The sequence below is a fragment of the Bacillus sp. N12A5 genome, from assembly GCF_026790125.1.
Taxonomy (GTDB): domain Bacteria; phylum Bacillota; class Bacilli; order Bacillales; family Bacillaceae; genus Bacillus.
The window spans coordinates 65,761-82,948 of sequence record NZ_JALAMR010000008.1; the positions used below are offsets into that span (position 1 = coordinate 65,761).

Sequence of the window (17,188 nt, forward strand, 5' to 3'; positions counted from 1 at the left end):
ATCGTGATGATCTTTTCTTATGTCACCTCCTTAGCTGTATATCCGCAGCTTTGTCTCACGATTAATGTTGTGGGCAGTGTGACGCGGTGGGGAAGCGTTCGGCCATTAAGGCGGTCAAGCAAAAGTTTTACGCCTGTACGGCCCATTTCCTCTGTGTACACCTTCACCGTCGTTAAAGGCGTGCTGGCAAACTCAGCTTCTTCAATGCCGTTAAAGCTGACGATCGCTGTATCGCGCGGCACTTGCAAACCGGCTTCCTGGAGTGCTTTTAATGCGCCAATCGCCATGGAATCGCTGGCGATAAAGAATGCTTCCGGCAGATTGCCTTGAGCGATTGCTTTCTTCATCAGGCGATAGCCCTCACGCATGCTGTATTCTCCGACCAGCACATGCTCAGGCTGGGGGGCGGCAAACTCCAAAAAGGCGGTGAGGCGCTTGTCTTCAATGGTTCTGCGAATGCTTTGTCCGTCCTTCAGCGTATGCTCTTTTTCCTGTCCGCCAATGTAGCCTAACCGTTTGTAGCCTAGATCGAAAAGGTATTCGATTGCCTGTCGTGAAGCGGATTCAAAATCAATGCCAATCGAATCGTATGCTTGCGGATCTGGAGAATGATTAATAAATACGGCATGCTCCAGCCTTCCGCTGATGTGCTTAACCGCTTCATCATGAACACGGCCGATGACAATAACACCATCCAGTTCCCGAAAGATATGCTCCTGAAAGGAACCGAGATGAATCGAATTCGTAATGAAAATTTCCTGTTCAAAGCATTCTTTTTCAATGCCTTTGCGAATTGAAGAAAAATAAGGATCCTGCCGCTCCTGATCGGGGGACAGGCAGCTCAGCACGCCGATCAGCGGCTGGGCCCGCTGTTTTTGCCCGCGGGCTTTCCGGCGTTTGGCAACCGTTTGATAGCCAAGCTCTTCGGCAATATTGATGACTCTTTGTCTCGTTTCACCTGCAACTGTCAGCGACTCATCTTCATTTAAAATTCTGGATACAGTTGCACTGGAAACATTAGCTTTTAAGGCGATATCTTTAATCCGAACCATGGGTATCCCTCTCATCTTTTTAGTAAAATGTTAACTTATCTGTTTTTGATAAATTGATACTATCATATGGAAGTAAGCGGTTACAATAACTATTTTCGGAATATTTCGTTATATTTACTAAATATTTAGTAAATGATCTGATGTGGTTTAGAAAAATAAAGGGGAAACCCAATCTGTCTCGTAAATGTGAAGTAAGCGAATAAGGAGGGGGATGGAATGAAAGACGAAAAAAGAAAGCAGCTGTTTCGGCTGCTTGGAGATTTGCCAGATCAGAGGCCAATCAGTGCAGAGGCATTGTGTATAGAAAAAAGAGAAGGACATATCATTGAAACGCTCCTGCTTGATTTAAACGGATATGAAAAGGTGCCTGCTTATTTTGTAAAGCCGGAGTCAGCAGAAGGACCTTGTCCAGCCGTGTTGTTCCAGCATTCCCATGGCGGCCGGTATGACAGGGGGAAAAATGAACTGATTGAAGGAGCAGATTATTTAAAAGCGCCTTCTTATGCTCATGAGCTGACGTCTCTCGGGTATAGCATTCTTTCAATTGATCATTGGGGATTTGGAGATCGGCGAGGAAAAGCGGAAAGCGAGATTTTCAAAGAAATGTTGCTGACCGGCAGAGTGATGTGGGGCATGATGATTTATGACAGTTTAAGAGCATTAGATTATTTACAGTCTCGTCCTGATGTCCTGTCTGACAGAATCGGAACCATCGGCATGTCTATGGGAGGGTTGATGGCATGGTGGACAGCGGCGCTTGATGACCGGATTAAGGTGTGCGTGGACTTGTGCAGCCAAGTAGATCATCACGTACTGATCAAAACACAGAATCTAGACCGGCATGGCTTTTATTACTATGTCCCGTCGCTTGCAAAGCATTTTTCCGCATCGGAGATCCAAAGCCTGATCACGCCGCGCCCGCACCTAAGCCTTGTTGGTGAACACGACCGGTTAACGCCGGCTGAGGGTGTGGGCAAAATCGAAAAAGAATTGACAGCTGTCTATGCTGGACAGGGAGCTTCTGAGTGCTATCAGGTGGTCCGTTCTACTTCGGGGCATTTCGAAACGGCAGTCATGAGACATGCAGCTGTCCAATTTTTGCAAAAGTGGCTATAAGAAATCAAAGCTGGACCGTTTTACGTTAAAACGGTCTTTTTGTTTCTTTTTCACCATCTGCTAAATGCTTTCTCCTATTGACAGAATCGTTCGTGAATAATAATATTCTAATTGTTAACCTAAATTTATATTTAGTTAACATTTAGGGCGGAAGCGATCGCTTTCTTCAGTTATCAGTGAAAGGGCGAGAAGGGATGCAAGATGAAACATTTTATAGTGTCAGAATGAGGGCCTCTATGAATGGATCTCATGAAGACGGCGGAAAGCATATTTCCGGAGGAGAACGGCTGATTCCTTTCCGTGAGATGAAGCGTACAGTCAATGCCTTATTAGAAAAAGGATTATCCCATTCAAGAGGAAAACCTGATTTTATGCAAATTCAATTTGAAGAAGTTCATGAACCGATAAAAACCATTCAGCCATTGGCAGTGCATACAAATGAAGTAAGCTCCCCGGAAGAGGGGCAAAAGCTTGCCCGCTTGTTATTGGAAAGAGAGGGCGTTCCGCGAGAAGTGATTGAAAAAGCCTATGACCAAATCCCAGAATGGTCGGGTGTCAGGGGAGCGGTGGTGTTTGATATTCACTCGGGCAAGCGGATTGACCAAACAAAAGGAAAAGGGGTGCGGGTATCCAGAATGGATTGGCAGGACGCCAATTTTGAAAAATGGGCGCTCCACTGTCACGTAGCGGCACATCCAAGAATAAAAGAAGCCCTCGCACTCGCTTCAAAGGTCAGCCAGCACCCGACCGCCGTTGCAGAATTGTGCTGGTCGGATGACCCTGATTACATAACAGGCTACGTTGCGGGTAAAAAAATGGGCTATCAGCGTATTACAGCAATGAAAGAATACGGGACAGAAGAGGGCTGCCGCATCTTTTTTATTGATGGCTCCAACGATGTAAACACGTACATACATGTTCTGAAGAAGCAGCCTATTTTAATAGAGTGGGAGGAAGATCTTGACTCATGATTTGATAGAAAAAAGTAAAAAGCACCTCTGGCTGCCGTTTACCCAAATGAAAGATTATGATGAAAACCCCTTAATCATCGAAAGCGGTGCTGGGATCAAAGTCAAAGACATAAACGGCAAGGAATACTATGACGGGTTTTCTTCTGTTTGGCTTAATGTCCACGGACACCGCAAAAAGGAATTAGATGACGCGATTAAAAAGCAGCTTGGAAAAATCGCGCACTCTACGTTATTGGGCATGACCAACGTTCCTGCAACGCAGCTTGCCGAAAGATTAATTGATATCAGTCCAACAAAGCTCACGCGCGTCTTTTATTCAGACAGCGGCGCAGAAGCGATGGAAATCGCCCTAAAAATGGCGTTTCAATATTGGAAGAACATCGGAAAGCCCAAGAAACAAACATTCATCGCAATGAAAAATGGCTATCACGGTGATACGATTGGCGCCGTCAGTGTCGGTTCAATTGAACTGTTCCACCGCGTATACGGGCCGTTAATGTTCGATAGTTACAAGGCTCCGATTCCTTATGTATATCGCTCTGAAAGCGGTGATCCGGATGAATGCCGTGACGAGTGCCTGCGAGAGCTTGAACAGCTGCTCGAGGAACATCATGAGGAAATTGCCGCGCTTTCCATTGAATCAATGGTTCAAGGAGCGTCCGGTATGATCGTGATGCCGGAGGGATATTTGGCGGGCGTCCGCGAGCTATGTACAACATACGATGTCTTAATGATTGTTGACGAAGTGGCCACCGGATTTGGCCGTACCGGAAAAATGTTTGCGTGTGAGCACGAGAATGTCCAGCCCGATCTGATGGCTGCCGGCAAAGGCATTACAGGAGGCTACTTGCCAATTGCCGTTACGTTTGCCGCTGAAGACATCTATAAGGCATTCTATGATGATTATCAAAACCAAAAAACCTTTTTCCATGGTCATTCCTACACAGGAAATCAGCTCGGCTGTGCGGTTGCACTTGAAAATCTGGCATTGTTTGAATCTGAAAACATTGTGGAACAAGTAGCGCAAAAAAGTGAAAAACTCCATTTCCTTCTGCAAGATCTGTACACGCTTCCTCACGTGGGAGATATTCGCCAGCTCGGCTTTATGTGCGGCGCAGAGCTCGTTCAGTCAAAGGAAACCAAAAAGGCTTACCCTGCTGATCGGCGGGTTGGATACAAAGTTTCCTTAAAGATGCGAGAGCTTGGCATGCTGACAAGGCCGCTTGGGGACGTGATTGCATTTCTGCCTCCTCTCGCCAGCACAACCGAAGAGCTCGAGGAAATGGTTGCCATCATGAAACAAGCGATCCATGAGGTTACCAGCCTTGAAGATTGACGCCTGGTTAAACGAGCGGTTAGACAGAGTGAAGGAAGCCGGCATATACCGCAAGCTTCAGCCAATGAATGGGGCTCCCATTCCAGAGAGGAAAATGAATGGCACAAATCAAACAGTCTGGTCTTCAAACAATTATTTAGGACTCGCAAGCCATAGCCGCTTGATCTCTGCAGCCCAAGAAGCACTGCAGCAATTTGGGGTGGGAAGCAGCGGCTCGCGTTTAACGACAGGCAATTCCATTTGGCATGAAAAGCTTGAAAAAAAGATTGCCGGCTTTAAACGGACGGAAGCAGCTTTACTGTTTTCGAGCGGTTACTTGGCCAATGTCGGTGTCCTTTCATCATTGCCGGATAAGGAAGATGTCATTTTAAGTGATCAATTCAATCATGCGAGTATTATTGACGGGTGCCGCCTGTCTAAGGCAGATACAGTTGTTTATCGGCATATTGATATGGATGATCTTGAAAACAAGCTGAACGAAACATGGCGTTATCAGCGCCGTTTTATCGTAACAGACGGCGTATTCAGCATGGATGGCACGATTGCCCCTCTCGATCAGCTCATCTCACTTGCCAAACGATATCATGCTTTCGTAATCGTTGATGATGCCCACGCCACAGGTGTTTTGGGTGAATCAGGAAGAGGTACGAGTGAATACTTTGGCGTTTGTCCTGACATTGTGGTTGGCACCTTAAGCAAAGCTGTTGGCACGGAAGGAGGTTATGCTGCCGGTTCGGCGATTTTTATCGACTTTTTGCTGAACCATGCCAGAACATTTATCTTTCAAACTGCTATTCCGTCAGCCATATGTGCGGCGGCTTATGAGGCTTTCAACATCATTGAAGCCAGCGGGGAGAAACGGCAGCTTTTGTTTTCTTATATCGAGACGATCAGAACCAGTTTGAAGAACATGGGCTACCTGGTAAAGGGAGACCGTACGCCGATTATCCCCGTGGTCATCGGCGATACCCGTAAAACGGTCACATTTGCTGAAAAGCTTCAGGAAAAAGGGATTTATGCCCCTGCCATACGGCCGCCGACCGTACCGTCAGGTGAAAGCAGGATCCGGTTAACCATCACTGCTGACCACAGGGCGAGTGATATCGATTATTTGCTGACATCATTTCATTCAATCGGAAAGGAGCTGCACATCATTTGAGGGGTTTTTTTGTAACAGGAACAGATACAGAAGTGGGGAAAACAGTTATATCCAGCGGTCTTGCCGCTTTATTGAGAGCACATAACAGAGATGTCGGGGTGTTTAAACCTTTTTTAAGCGGTATATCTCGTCATCATCCAAAGAGCGACACTAGTCTCCTGAAAGACACATCACAAACGAGTCTATCTCATGAAGATATTACGCCTTTTGCCTTCAAAGCGCCGCTTGCGCCGTATGTCGCGGGGAAGCTGGAGGGAAAGGCTGTCAGCATGGAAGAGGTCTTGAACCATTGGGAGCAAATAAGAGAAAAACATGAATGCTTTATCGTAGAAGGTGCGGGCGGTATATCTGTACCATTGGGAGAGGATTATTTGGTCAGTCATGTCATAAAAGCATTGCAGCTGCCCATGATCATTGTGGCTCGTCCTCATCTTGGAACCATTAATCATACTTTTTTAACTGTTCAATATGCAAAAAGCATGGGTCTTCCAATCGCCGGCATTGTCATCAATGGAATCAGTGATTCTCCTGATGATGACGAAAAAACCAATCCTGAGATAATTGAGCGATTATGCGATGTGCCGATTTTAGGGGTTACGCCTAAGCTTGCCAACGTGACGAAAGAAACGGTTCTGCATATGGCAAAAGACCATATCAACCTATCATTACTGATGAATCAAGTGGGGGTATGAGAATGAATCAATGGATGGAACTCGCAGACCGGGTGCTGGCCGGCGCAGAAATAACTGACGAAGAGGCGCTTTCAATATTACATTGTCCTGATGAGGATATTTTGCTATTGATGCATGGGGCCTTTCACATCAGAAAACACTTTTATGGAAAAAAAGTAAAGCTCAATATGATTATGAATGCGAAATCAGGACTCTGCCCGGAAAATTGCGGCTATTGTTCACAGTCTGCGATTTCGAAAGCGCCGATTGAGTCTTACCGGATGGTGAATAAGGAAACGCTGCTTGAAGGCGCAAAGCGGGCGCACGATCTGAATATCGGCACATATTGCATCGTGGCAAGCGGCAGAGGACCTTCAAATAGAGAAGTGGATCAGGTCGTTGACGCAGTGCAGGAAATTAAAGAGACGTATGGACTGAAGGTGTGTGCGTGTCTAGGACTGTTAAAGCCGGAGCAGGCGAAGCGGCTCAAAGATGCCGGAGTAGACCGCTATAATCATAATTTGAATACGTCACAGAGAAACCATTCAAACATCACGACCTCACATACATACGATGACAGGGTCAATACAGTTGAAATCGCAAAAGAATCGGGACTGTCTCCGTGTTCCGGTGCCATTATCGGAATGAAGGAGACGAAACAGGACGTCATCGACATTGCAAAAAGCTTGAAGGCTCTTGACGCGGATTCCATTCCGGTGAATTTTTTGCATGCGATTGACGGCACGCCATTAGAAGGCGTCAACGAATTAAACCCGCTGTATTGTTTAAAAGTGCTGGCACTGTTCCGTTTTATTAATCCGTCAAAAGAAATCCGCATTTCAGGAGGAAGAGAGGTCAATCTCCGCTCATTGCAGCCATTAGGGCTTTATGCCGCTAACTCCATTTTTGTCGGAGATTACTTAACGACTGCCGGGCAGGAAGAAACGGAGGACCATAAAATGCTGAATGATTTAGGCTTTGAAATCGAATCAGTCGAAGAAATGAAGGCCAGTTTAAGTGCCAAAAGCTGAAAGATTCAATAAAAGCAATCGGTGTGATGTCGATTGCTTTTCTTTTTGAATAGAAAGGAGAAGGTTCACATGACTATTGCATCTTCAACTGCATCTTCTGGGTTTTTGAAAAACCCATACCCTTTTTACGAAACATTGCGCGCTGTTCATCCGATTTATAAAGGGAGCTTCATGAAATATCAGGGATGGTATGTCACAGGATATGAAGAAACGGCAGCCATTTTGAAGGATACCAGATTCAAAGTCCGCCCCCCGCTGCCCGAGAGAACAACCAAATATCAGGACCTTACACGTGTACAAAAACAGATGATGCTGTTTCAGAACCAGCCTGATCATAGGCGATTGCGGACGATGGCCAGCGGAGCGTTTACGCCGAGAATGACAGAATGCTATCGTTCGTATATTGAAGAAACTGTCCACCGCTTACTTGATCAAGTGCAAGGCAAAAAAAAGATGGAGGTCATTTCGGACTTTGCTTTTCCTTTAGCAAGCTTCGTCATCGCTAACATCATAGGTGTACCGGAGGAAGATAGGGAGCAATTAAAAGAATGGGCTGCAAGTCTCATTCAAACGATTGATTTTACCCGGTCAAGAAAGGCACTAACAGAGGGCAATCATACCGCTGTACAGGCTATGGCATTTTTTAGAGAACTGATTCAAAAGCGAAAACAGCAGCCGCAGCAGGATATGATCAGCATGCTCTTGAGGGGGAAAGAAAAGGATAAGCTGACGGAAGAGGAAGCGGCATCGACGTGCATATTGCTGGCGATCGCCGGACATGAGACAACCGTCAATCTCATCAGCAATTCAATTCTTTGTCTGCTGCAGCACCCACAACAGCTTTTGAAGCTAAAAGAAAACCCAGATCTTATTGATACCGCAGTTGAGGAATGTTTACGCTATGAAAGCCCCACGCGAATGACTGCCAGAGTTGCATCAGAAGATATTGACATTAGCGGGGTGACAATCCGTCAAGGGGAACAAGTCTATCTTCTGTTAGGGGCTGCCAATCGAGATCCAAACATATTTGCGCACCCCGATGTCTTCGATATGACGAGAAGCCCTAATCCGCACCTTTCATTCGGGCATGGCCATCATATTTGCATGGGGTCCTCGCTGGCACGATTAGAAGCACAAATTGCGGTCAATACACTGCTGCAGCGAATGCCCGGCCTTCAACTGGCTGATTGTGAATGGCGATACCGGCCGCTTTTTGGATTTCGGGCGCTTGAGGAGCTGCCGGTGACTTTTGAATAACCCTAAGCATGTGAGTGCCAAAAAAGTGTCAGCCCCGCCGAAAATGGGCAATCTATAAAAAAGGGGAGTGAACACAGTGAAAAAAGTGCTGATCGCCGGCGGAAATGGTGTGATTGGGAGACTACTGGCTGAAGGGCTTAGGTCAGATTATGAAGTGACAGTGCTTGATAAAGATCATGTCGACGGCACAGCCTCTTCCATTCAGGCTGATGCGGCAAATTATGAGGAGCTGTTGAAGAAGATTCCGAAGGATACAGATGTGATCTTGAATTTATTGGCTGTCAAAATCAAATACGATGTCATGGACATTGCTGAATTTGAAAAAATGACGGATGTTTTCTATAGGGCAAGCTATTATCTGTGCCGCGCCGCAGCGGAGCTCGGGATTGAAAAGCTCGTATTCGCCAGCAGCAATCATGTCACAGATGTCTACGAAAAAGACGGGCGTTCGCTCTTAGGACGGGAAATCACCACAAGCGATTATCCGCTGTCAAAAAACTTGTACGGCGTATTAAAGCTGACCTCGGAACAGATCGGCCATTTGTTTTATTTGGAAAATAAGCTTTCAGTAATCAATCTTCGCATTGGAACAGTTGTCACTGACGAAATAGATACACTGCATGAAAAAGAACGAACGAAAAAGACACTGCTTTCCCACCCCGATCTGCTGTCGATTTTTAAAGCTGCCATTGAAACCAATATCCGGTACGGCACTTATTACGCCGTCTCTGATAATCCGGGCCGGCCATGGTCCATTGAATCCGCTGTGAATGAACTTGGATTTTCGCCGCAAATCAATACAGCCGAGCTTCTGAATGAGGAAGAGAACGGAGCATAATCATTTTCTAAGATTATGCTCTTTTTCTTTTGTCATCGGTTTTAATCCACGGCAGTCCCCGCCCGGCCGAGGACTCTGTTCAAATGATTATAGACATGGCAATCACAGGTTTGCTACATTTTAGACACGATATCGTCACATGCTGCAGCTCGTTCAGAAAAGAATGACAACGCTTACAAAAGAGAGGTGGGAGCCATCGCACATTCATTGAAAAGTCGCCTGTTTGATTTTTTGATTTACGGGTTTTTGCTGATGTTCGCTTTAATATGCGTACTTCCGTTCATTCATGTCATCGCAGCATCTTTCGCCACAGTAGAAGAAGTTGTGTCAAAATCATTTATTTTAATACCGACCACTTTTTCGCTTGATGCTTATCGCTACATTTTTTCAACAGATATTATTTATAAGAGTTTGCTTGTTTCTGTGTTTGTGACAGTGATAGGCACTGCTGTCAGTATGTTTCTTTCTTCATTGATGGCTTACGGATTATCCCGCCGAGATTTAATCGGCCGGCAGCCGCTCATGTTTCTCGTCGTATTTACGATGCTCTTTAGCGGCGGCATGATTCCGACTTTCCTTGTGGTCAAATCGCTTGGATTGCTCGATTCTTACTGGGCACTCATTTTGCCGACAGCCATTAATGCCTTTAACCTGATCATTTTGAAGAACTTCTTTCAAAATATCCCGGCAAGTCTGGAAGAGTCCGCGAAAATCGACGGATGCAATGACTTGGGCATTTTCTTTAAAATTGTGCTGCCGCTGTCACTTCCTGCGATCGCAACGATTTCATTGTTTTATGCGGTAACATATTGGAACACGTATATGACTGCGATTCTGTACTTAAATGATTCTGCAAAATGGCCGATTCAGGTGCTTCTGCGCCAAATCGTCATTGTATCAAGCGGAATGCAGGGGGATATGTCAGAAATGGGGGCAGGCAGCCCGCCGCCTGAGCAAACCATTAAAATGGCGGTCATAGTGGTGGCGACCATCCCGGTTCTGCTCGTCTATCCGTTTATACAAAAGCATTTCGCAAAAGGAGCTTTGCTGGGATCTGTCAAAGGATAAAAGAAATATGAAACGGAGGGGTACGATGGGAAACAAATGGAGGGTGCTTTTCATTGTGCTTGTACTGGCACTCGGCGGAGTGCTGGCGGGCTGTAAAGGGGCTGATCAGTCTTCGGCTGAAGGCAAAGCTGACTCGGATTCAAAGGTAAAGCTGTCTTGGATGGCGATTTTGTATCACCAGCAGCCGCCGAAAGACAGGGCAATTAAAGAAATTGAAAAGCTGACAAATACAGAACTGGACATCACCTGGGTTCCAGACGCGGTGAAAGAAGACAGGCTGAATGCGGCGCTTGCAGCCGGCAACCTTCCGCAAATCGTGACCATCCAGGATATTAAAAATTCGTCAGTCATGAACGCCTTCCGGTCAGGAATGTTCTGGGAGATTGGCGACTATATCAAAGATTATCCGAACTTAAGCAAAATGAACAAACTCATTAATAAAAATGTGACAATCGACGGCAAGCTCTACGGGATTTATAGAGAGCGTCCGCTTTCCAGGCAGGGTATCGTCATTCGAAAAGACTGGCTGGACAATTTGAATTTAAAAACGCCGGAAACGCTTGATGAACTTTATGAAGTGGCCAAAGCATTTACAGAGGATGATCCTGACAAGGATGGGAAAGATGATACGTTCGGACTGACAGACCGCAATGACTTAATTTACGGCGCGTTTAAAACGCTTGGCTCGTATGAAGGCATGCCGACGGATTGGAAGGAGTCCAATGGAAAATTCACGCCTGATTTTATGACACAAGAATACAAAGACACAATGAATTATATGAAAAAGCTGCGTGATAACGGCTATATGAATAAGGATTTTCCAGTCACAAGCAAAACCCAGCAGCAGGAGCTGTTTTCCCAAGGAAAAGCCGGCATCTATATTGGGAATATGGTAGACGCGGTCAATCTGCGCGACCATGCCTCTGATAAATCGATGAAGCTTGAGATCATCAACCGCATAAAAGGCCCTGATGGGAAAGAGCGGGTGTGGGCATCCGGGGGCCATAACGGCGTGTTTGCTTTCCCGAAAACGAGTGTGAAAACAGAAGCTGAGCTTAAACGGATTCTGGCGTTTTTTGACCGAATTGCTGAAGAAGACGTCTATAGCCTGATGACTTACGGCATTGACGGCGTTCATTACAGCAAAGAAGAAGGCAAAACGTTCATTCGCAAGGAAAGCCAAGTGAAAGACTGGCAGACTGATATTCAGCCGCTGTCCGCCCTAATCGCCATAGATAAAGCCTACTTAAAAAATACTGGGGATCCGCTTCGCACGGCGTACGAGGAACTGACGGAAGACAATGAAAAGATCATCGTCTCAAACCCTGCTGAAAGCCTGTATTCCGCCGCGGAGTCGGAACGGGGAGATGAATTGAAGAAAATCATTGATGACGCGACCTACAAATATATAATAGGCGACATCACAGAAAGCCAGTTTGATAAAGAAGTGGAAAATTGGGAGTCAAGCGGCGGAAAGCAGATAATTCAGGAATACGAAGAAGCGTTTAAACAAACAAAATAACATTGGAAAAACCCAAAACGCGCAAGCGGTTTTGGGTTTTTTACATGTTTCTTTTTTGCTGGCGGTAGTTTCCCGGTGTAATCCCCTCCAGCTTTTTAAAAGACCTGATAAAGTTTTGCGAGTTTTTGTATTTCAGTTTTTCGGCAATGTCTTTGACCGCCATGTCGGTTTCGGCAAGCCAGCTTTTCGCCATATGGTGGCGGTAGCCGGAGACATACTCGCTGAATGAAATGCCCATTTCTTTTTTGAAGATGCTGCTTAAATAGTTTGGGTTGTAATGCAGCCTGCGGGCGATTTCATCCAGTGTCAAATCGGATTCAAACTCGTGATGGATGATATGAATGATGTTGTCGGAAATATTTTTGTACTGGGCGTCCGCGCGGGCGTTCACTTTGTCTGTCATCGGATCAATAAACTCATTCTTGAGCCAGTTTTCGGTATCCTCGAATGTTTTCAGCTCAAATATTTGGTCATACAGCATTTTGTTTTCTTCAAGCTCAAATAATTCGATCCCGAGCACATGCATGAGTTCAATCACATGGTTCAAAAAGCGGGCGATGGCGATTTGAAATTGGTACGGGTTGGTGTTTTGGGTGAAAATGGCTTGCAAAATGGCGTGCAGGCATTTGTCTGCTTTCTCCTTGTCCCCTGCTTTGACAGCATCGAACAGCTCATGCTGAAGCTGCTTTGGAAAATGGGTTTTGAAGGTTTTTTTCTGATCAAGATCTTCGTAAAAGATAATCGATTTGTTTTCCGCTTTAAGCCGGTATTTCAACGCTTCTGAGCCTTCCGCATAGGCTGTTTTCGCTTTTGCCAGCGCATCAAATGGCTGGCTGATGCCGATGCTGACAGACAGCTGCAGCTCGGCTTCCGCTTTTTCCTGAATCATTTTTGCAGTCTCATTCAGCTCAGCGATGAATTCTTCCTTTGTCCCGTTCTGGTTGATCAAAATGGTTGCCTGCTGTTTGTCCACGACGGCGGGCGCAAGATGCTTGTCTGCCGGAATGTTTCTCTCAATCAGGCTGTTGACTGCAAACAACAGCAGATCCATATCTTTTTTCTCATATGGCGTATGATTGAGCGTATCAATTTGCAGCACAAGCAGGGCGAGATGCCGCCAATTTTGCTTTAAACCGAGGCTTTCGAAACGGTTATTGACCTCCTCATTGGTCAGTTTTCCAAGCATGAGCCTGACCATAAAATATTGCTGCAGATGAGTGGCCTGCTGTTTCATTGTCTCTTCAAGGTCGTCATTTCTGTCCTTCAGCTGCTTAAAGCTGTGTTCAATTAACTCAAATTCATTTTGTGGCGGCTGTTTCTCTGGAATGGCGCCATGCCGTGCGAATGATTCGTAAAGCAGCCGGATCGGTTTATAAAAATGGCGGGAGCCAAGCCAAGAGAATAATAATGAAAGCGTTAACAAAATAAAACATACCGTAAAGGTGATCCAGCCGATTGATTTAGCTTCTTTCTTTAATTCAGGCAAGGAAACGAGAGAGAAATAAGTCCATGTGTTATAGTCTGATTTTTGATAGGTGACTTTATATTGAACCCGGTCAATGACTGTTTCAAACTGTCCGCTTTTGGCTGTCTGCGCCAGCATTTTTTGGACAAAGTCGTCTCTTTGAAGAGTTTCACCGATATCAGACATGTTGTTATGCAGGATGATGCGCCCTTTTTCATCAATGATAAACAGGTTGTTGGCATTCGAATAGTCAGGCATATTTTTGACCAGCGAACAGCTCGGAATGCTTGCGGCGGCCAAACCCTTCGTATTTGTGCTGTTGAGAGGCAGCTGTTTAATCAAATTGATATTGTAGCGGCAGTTTTCTGCTGTGCCTTCTTTTGTCGAAATCAAATGATTGTTTTCCTCAAGCGTCCAATACGAGCGGCTCGCTTTGTGGTCCGTGTAGGCTGCGGCTGCTTCATGAAGAGAGTCTGTATTCAAACGGTACAAGCCGGAATTGTTCATGTACCATTTTTTCATATAACTCACAAGCGTCATGTTGGACAGGTCGGTATCAAAGCTTTGCAGATAGTTGAGCTCTTGGTTCACTTGGTTATAGATTTGAAATTGGTTAGAGTGCAAAGGCTCGGACAGTGTGCGAAGGAGAGGCGGCGAACTCACATAGTGGGTTAAAGAGTGATCGACGGTTTTTAATATGTGCTCGATGCTTTGCTGAGTCTGCCGGAGTGTGTCGAGCTTTTCCTCCGAAACGTTGGAGATAGCCGTTTTCTGAGAGTGCTCGTACGAAAACAATCCGACCAGAATGACCGGAATGGTGCTGAGCAGACAGAAAAACGTGATCAGTTTGTAATAAAACTTGTATTGGCTTCTTTTCATAAAACCCCCCATTTCATAACATCCACTTCACCTTAATACAATTAATCCAAAGATTGATAGATATTGTCAATAATCATTTTCTAATATTGGTGTCTTTTTTTCAGGTGGACCGGCTGAACCCATGGTTATAGAGGAATAAGGCAGGATGTGATCATATGATTGTAGACGGACGTTTGCGTGCTGCGCTACAGTGAAGGCAAGAACCCGTGATAGGAGGCTTGGAAAAGGTGAAAACAGCAGAAGCGCAAGCACCGGCTGTTGATGCGGTCATTTTTAAAAAAGAGAAAAGAAAGCGCTTACTAAGACAGCTGATCCAGCAGAAGTATTTGTACTTCATGATTTTGCCGGGGTGTATTTATTTTTTGCTTTTTAAATATGTCCCGATGTGGGGAATTGTGATTGCGTTTCAGGATTATCAGCCGTTTCTCGGTATTTTGGGCAGTGAATGGGTTGGACTGAAGCATTTTATCAGGCTGTTTACAGAGCCTACGTTTTTTCTCCTGTTAAAAAACACGCTCGTGTTATTTGCTTTGAACCTGGTGATATTTTTCCCGGTGCCGATTTTGCTGGCGCTTCTATTAAACGAAGTGCGGAGGGCGCTCTTTAAAAAATTTGTTCAGACGCTGATTTATATCCCGCACTTTATGTCATGGGTCATTGTTGTATCGCTTTCGTTTGTGCTTTTGACAGTAGACGGGGGCTTGATTAATGAACTGATTGTGTTTTTTGGCGGCGAAAAAATCAATTTTCTGCTGAATGAAGAATGGTTCCGGCCTCTTTATATTCTGCAGGTCATTTGGAGGGAAGCGGGCTGGTCGACGATCATTTATCTTGCGGCCATCACTGCGGTGGATCCTCAGCTGTATGAAGCGGCGAAGATGGACGGAGCGGGACGGCTGCGGCAAATGTGGCATATTACATTGCCTGCTATTAAAAGTGTCATCGTCGTTTTGCTGATTTTAAAAATCGGGGACACGCTGGAGCTTGGCTTCGAGCATGTGTATTTGCTGCTAAACGCGACAAACAGGGAAGTGGCGGAAATTTTTGATACGTATGTTTACACTGCGGGGCTGAAACAAGGCCAGTTCAGCTACAGTACAGCGGTCGGCGTGTTTAAAGCGGCGGTCGGGCTGATTTTGGTTATGCTTGCGAATCGTTTGGCGAAGAAATTTGGCGAGGAAGGAATTTATTAAGAAAGGGATGGGATCAATGGATCAATCAATCGCTGTAAAATCGCCTCTTACGTACGCAGAGGCATTGGCAAAAACCATTATGAACACGTATACAGTGGAGGAACTGCCGCCTGCAAACCGCTGGCACTACCATCAGGGTGTTTTCTTATGCGGTGTATTGCGGCTGTGGGAAGCAACTGGACAGCAGCGGTACTTTGAGTATGCGAAGGCCTATGCAGACCTTTTAATCGACGATTATGGCAATCTATTATTCAGAAGAGACGAGCTGGACGCCATTCAAGCAGGTCTTATTCTTTTTCCATTATATGAGGAGACGAAGGATGAGCGGTATGTCAAAGCGGCAAAAAGGCTGCGCGGCTTGTATGGGACACTGAACCGGACGTCTGAGGATGGCTTTTGGCACAAGGACGGCTATCCTTATCAAATGTGGCTTGACGGCTTATACATGGGCGGGCCGTTCGCACTGAAATACGCCAATCTGAAGCAGGAGCCGGAGCTGTTTGATCAGGTCGTGCTGCAGGAGTCACTGATGAGAAAGCATACGAAGGATACAAAAACCGGACTCTATTATCACGCCTGGGATGAAGCGAAACAAATGCCTTGGGCCAATGAAGAAACAGGCTGTTCACCAGAGTTTTGGGCGCGTTCTATCGGCTGGTACGTCATGTCTCTCGCTGACATGATTGAAGAGCTGCCGAAAAAGCACCCAAACCGTCACGTTTGGAAAAAAACCTTGCAGGACATGATTGAAAGCATCTGCCGCTATCAAGACAAGGAGACGGGGTTATGGTACCAGATCGTTGATAAGGGCGACAGGCCCGATAACTGGCTGGAAAGCTCAGGATCCTGCCTGTACATGTACGCAATCGCGAAAGGAATCAATAAAGGATATCTAGACAGAGCATACGAACCAACCCTGTTCAATGCGTATCAAGGTTTGATTCAGCATAAAACTGAAACGACAGACAACGGTGCGTTTCTCGTCAAAGATATTTGTGTCGGAACATCAGCCGGTTTTTATGACTATTATGTCAGCCGGGAAAGAAGCACAAACGACCTGCACGGGGCCGGCGCGTTTATTTTGGCCATGACAGAGCTGGAGCCTCTTTTTAGGTCAACGGGGAAATGAAAACAAGTATACGTACGGCTTTGTGTGTGATCGCCTCAGTGCTCTTTTTGGCATCATGCTCAAGCAGGCCGGACGGAATGCATGTCATCCTCTTTTCTGATATGCAGGCAGGCGTACAAGAAAAAATAAAAAAGGCAGTCGGGCAGGAGGCCGGGAAGGTGGATATCTTTCCTGTTTTTCCGGAAAAACTGCTGACCGAGATCACCGCTCAAGAGGGGGATGTCTTCATCGTGCCTGAAGACATGTTTCAAGCGTACGATGATCCGGAAAATTTTCAGCCGTTAGACGAATGGGCGGTGAAAAAAACATCTCCTTATACAGCTGTTGATCAAAAAACAGGGGAAAAAACGGTCTATGCCGTTCAGATCAGAAAAGGGGAAAAGCAGCTGAACGGCTATTCCTTTCGATTGAATCGCAATATGGCAGCGTTTATTCCTGTGTATGCTAAAAAAACAGAGGAAGCGCTGCAGCTGATTTCTCAACTAACTGAAGTCCGATAGA

15 protein-coding genes are annotated in these 17,188 nt (G+C 45.8%); 13 read left to right on the plus strand and 2 right to left on the minus strand.

The window, feature by feature from the left end; translation table 11 throughout:
* Window positions 1-17 precede the first annotated feature (17 nt).
* Window positions 18-1,052, minus strand: coding sequence for a LacI family DNA-binding transcriptional regulator (locus MOC09_RS09720; RefSeq protein WP_268370373.1), 1,035 nt, complete (start codon window positions 1,050-1,052; stop codon window positions 18-20).
* Window positions 1,053-1,268: 216 nt separating this feature from the next.
* Here MOC09_RS09720 and MOC09_RS09725 point away from each other — a divergent pair, with 216 nt between their 5' ends.
* The 10 genes from MOC09_RS09725 to MOC09_RS09770 all read left to right on the plus strand — a co-directional run bounded on the left by MOC09_RS09725 (window position 1,269) and on the right by MOC09_RS09770 (window position 12,021).
* On the plus strand, window positions 1,269-2,168 hold the full coding sequence (locus tag MOC09_RS09725) for a dienelactone hydrolase family protein (RefSeq protein WP_268370375.1): 900 nt from the start codon (window positions 1,269-1,271) through the stop codon (window positions 2,166-2,168).
* Between the two features lie 194 nt (window positions 2,169-2,362).
* Window positions 2,363-3,139 (plus strand): 6-carboxyhexanoate--CoA ligase, encoded by a 777-nt coding sequence (bioW, locus tag MOC09_RS09730; RefSeq protein WP_268370376.1) that lies wholly within the window; start codon window positions 2,363-2,365, stop codon window positions 3,137-3,139.
* A complete protein-coding gene (gene bioA, locus MOC09_RS09735) occupies window positions 3,129-4,475 on the plus strand; it encodes an adenosylmethionine--8-amino-7-oxononanoate transaminase (RefSeq protein WP_268359484.1) in 1,347 nt (448 codons plus the stop codon). Before bioW ends, bioA begins: the two co-directional genes overlap by 11 nt.
* Window positions 4,465-5,634: an 8-amino-7-oxononanoate synthase gene (bioF, locus tag MOC09_RS09740; protein ID WP_268370378.1), complete on the plus strand. Its 1,170-nt coding sequence runs from the start codon at window positions 4,465-4,467 to the stop codon at window positions 5,632-5,634. Before bioA ends, bioF begins: the two co-directional genes overlap by 11 nt.
* Complete coding sequence (gene bioD / locus MOC09_RS09745; RefSeq protein WP_268359479.1) at window positions 5,631-6,326, plus strand: dethiobiotin synthase; 696 nt, start codon at window positions 5,631-5,633, stop codon at window positions 6,324-6,326. Before bioF ends, bioD begins: the two co-directional genes overlap by 4 nt.
* A 2-nt stretch (window positions 6,327-6,328) precedes the next feature.
* Window positions 6,329-7,336: a biotin synthase BioB gene (gene bioB / locus MOC09_RS09750; protein WP_268359478.1), complete on the plus strand. Its 1,008-nt coding sequence runs from the start codon at window positions 6,329-6,331 to the stop codon at window positions 7,334-7,336.
* 69 nt (window positions 7,337-7,405) lie between these two features.
* Window positions 7,406-8,593: a cytochrome P450 gene (locus tag MOC09_RS09755; RefSeq protein WP_268370380.1), complete on the plus strand. Its 1,188-nt coding sequence runs from the start codon at window positions 7,406-7,408 to the stop codon at window positions 8,591-8,593.
* A 76-nt stretch (window positions 8,594-8,669) separates the two neighbouring features.
* Window positions 8,670-9,431 carry an NAD-dependent epimerase/dehydratase family protein gene (locus MOC09_RS09760; RefSeq protein WP_268359474.1) on the plus strand — a complete coding sequence of 254 codons (762 nt, stop codon included), beginning with the start codon at window positions 8,670-8,672 and terminating at the stop codon, window positions 9,429-9,431.
* A 207-nt stretch (window positions 9,432-9,638) separates the two neighbouring features.
* A complete protein-coding gene (locus MOC09_RS09765; protein WP_268370382.1) occupies window positions 9,639-10,499 on the plus strand; it encodes a carbohydrate ABC transporter permease in 861 nt (286 codons plus the stop codon).
* A 25-nt stretch (window positions 10,500-10,524) separates the two neighbouring features.
* Window positions 10,525-12,021 carry an extracellular solute-binding protein gene (locus tag MOC09_RS09770; RefSeq protein ID WP_268370384.1) on the plus strand — a complete coding sequence of 499 codons (1,497 nt, stop codon included), beginning with the start codon at window positions 10,525-10,527 and terminating at the stop codon, window positions 12,019-12,021.
* Window positions 12,022-12,061: 40 nt separating this feature from the next.
* On the opposite strand, the gene MOC09_RS09775 is transcribed toward MOC09_RS09770, so the two are convergent.
* Window positions 12,062-14,377, minus strand: a complete 2,316-nt coding sequence (locus tag MOC09_RS09775; protein ID WP_268370386.1) for a helix-turn-helix domain-containing protein — start codon at window positions 14,375-14,377, stop codon at window positions 12,062-12,064.
* A 215-nt stretch (window positions 14,378-14,592) separates the two neighbouring features.
* Here MOC09_RS09775 and rmgP point away from each other — a divergent pair, with 215 nt between their 5' ends.
* Genes rmgP through MOC09_RS09790 form a run of 3 tightly spaced genes read left to right on the plus strand, consistent with a single transcriptional unit; the run spans window position 14,593 to window position 17,187 of the window.
* Complete coding sequence (rmgP, locus tag MOC09_RS09780) at window positions 14,593-15,558, plus strand: polygalacturonan/rhamnogalacturonan ABC transporter permease (protein WP_268359466.1); 966 nt, start codon at window positions 14,593-14,595, stop codon at window positions 15,556-15,558.
* Between the two features lie 7 nt (window positions 15,559-15,565).
* Window positions 15,566-16,687, plus strand: a complete 1,122-nt coding sequence (gene rmgQ / locus MOC09_RS09785) for an unsaturated rhamnogalacturonyl hydrolase (protein WP_268359511.1) — start codon at window positions 15,566-15,568, stop codon at window positions 16,685-16,687.
* Window positions 16,684-17,187 carry a lipoprotein YteS gene (locus MOC09_RS09790; protein WP_268367254.1) on the plus strand — a complete coding sequence of 168 codons (504 nt, stop codon included), beginning with the start codon at window positions 16,684-16,686 and terminating at the stop codon, window positions 17,185-17,187. The genes rmgQ and MOC09_RS09790 overlap by 4 nt, the downstream gene beginning before the upstream one ends.
* Window position 17,188 lies beyond the last annotated feature (1 nt).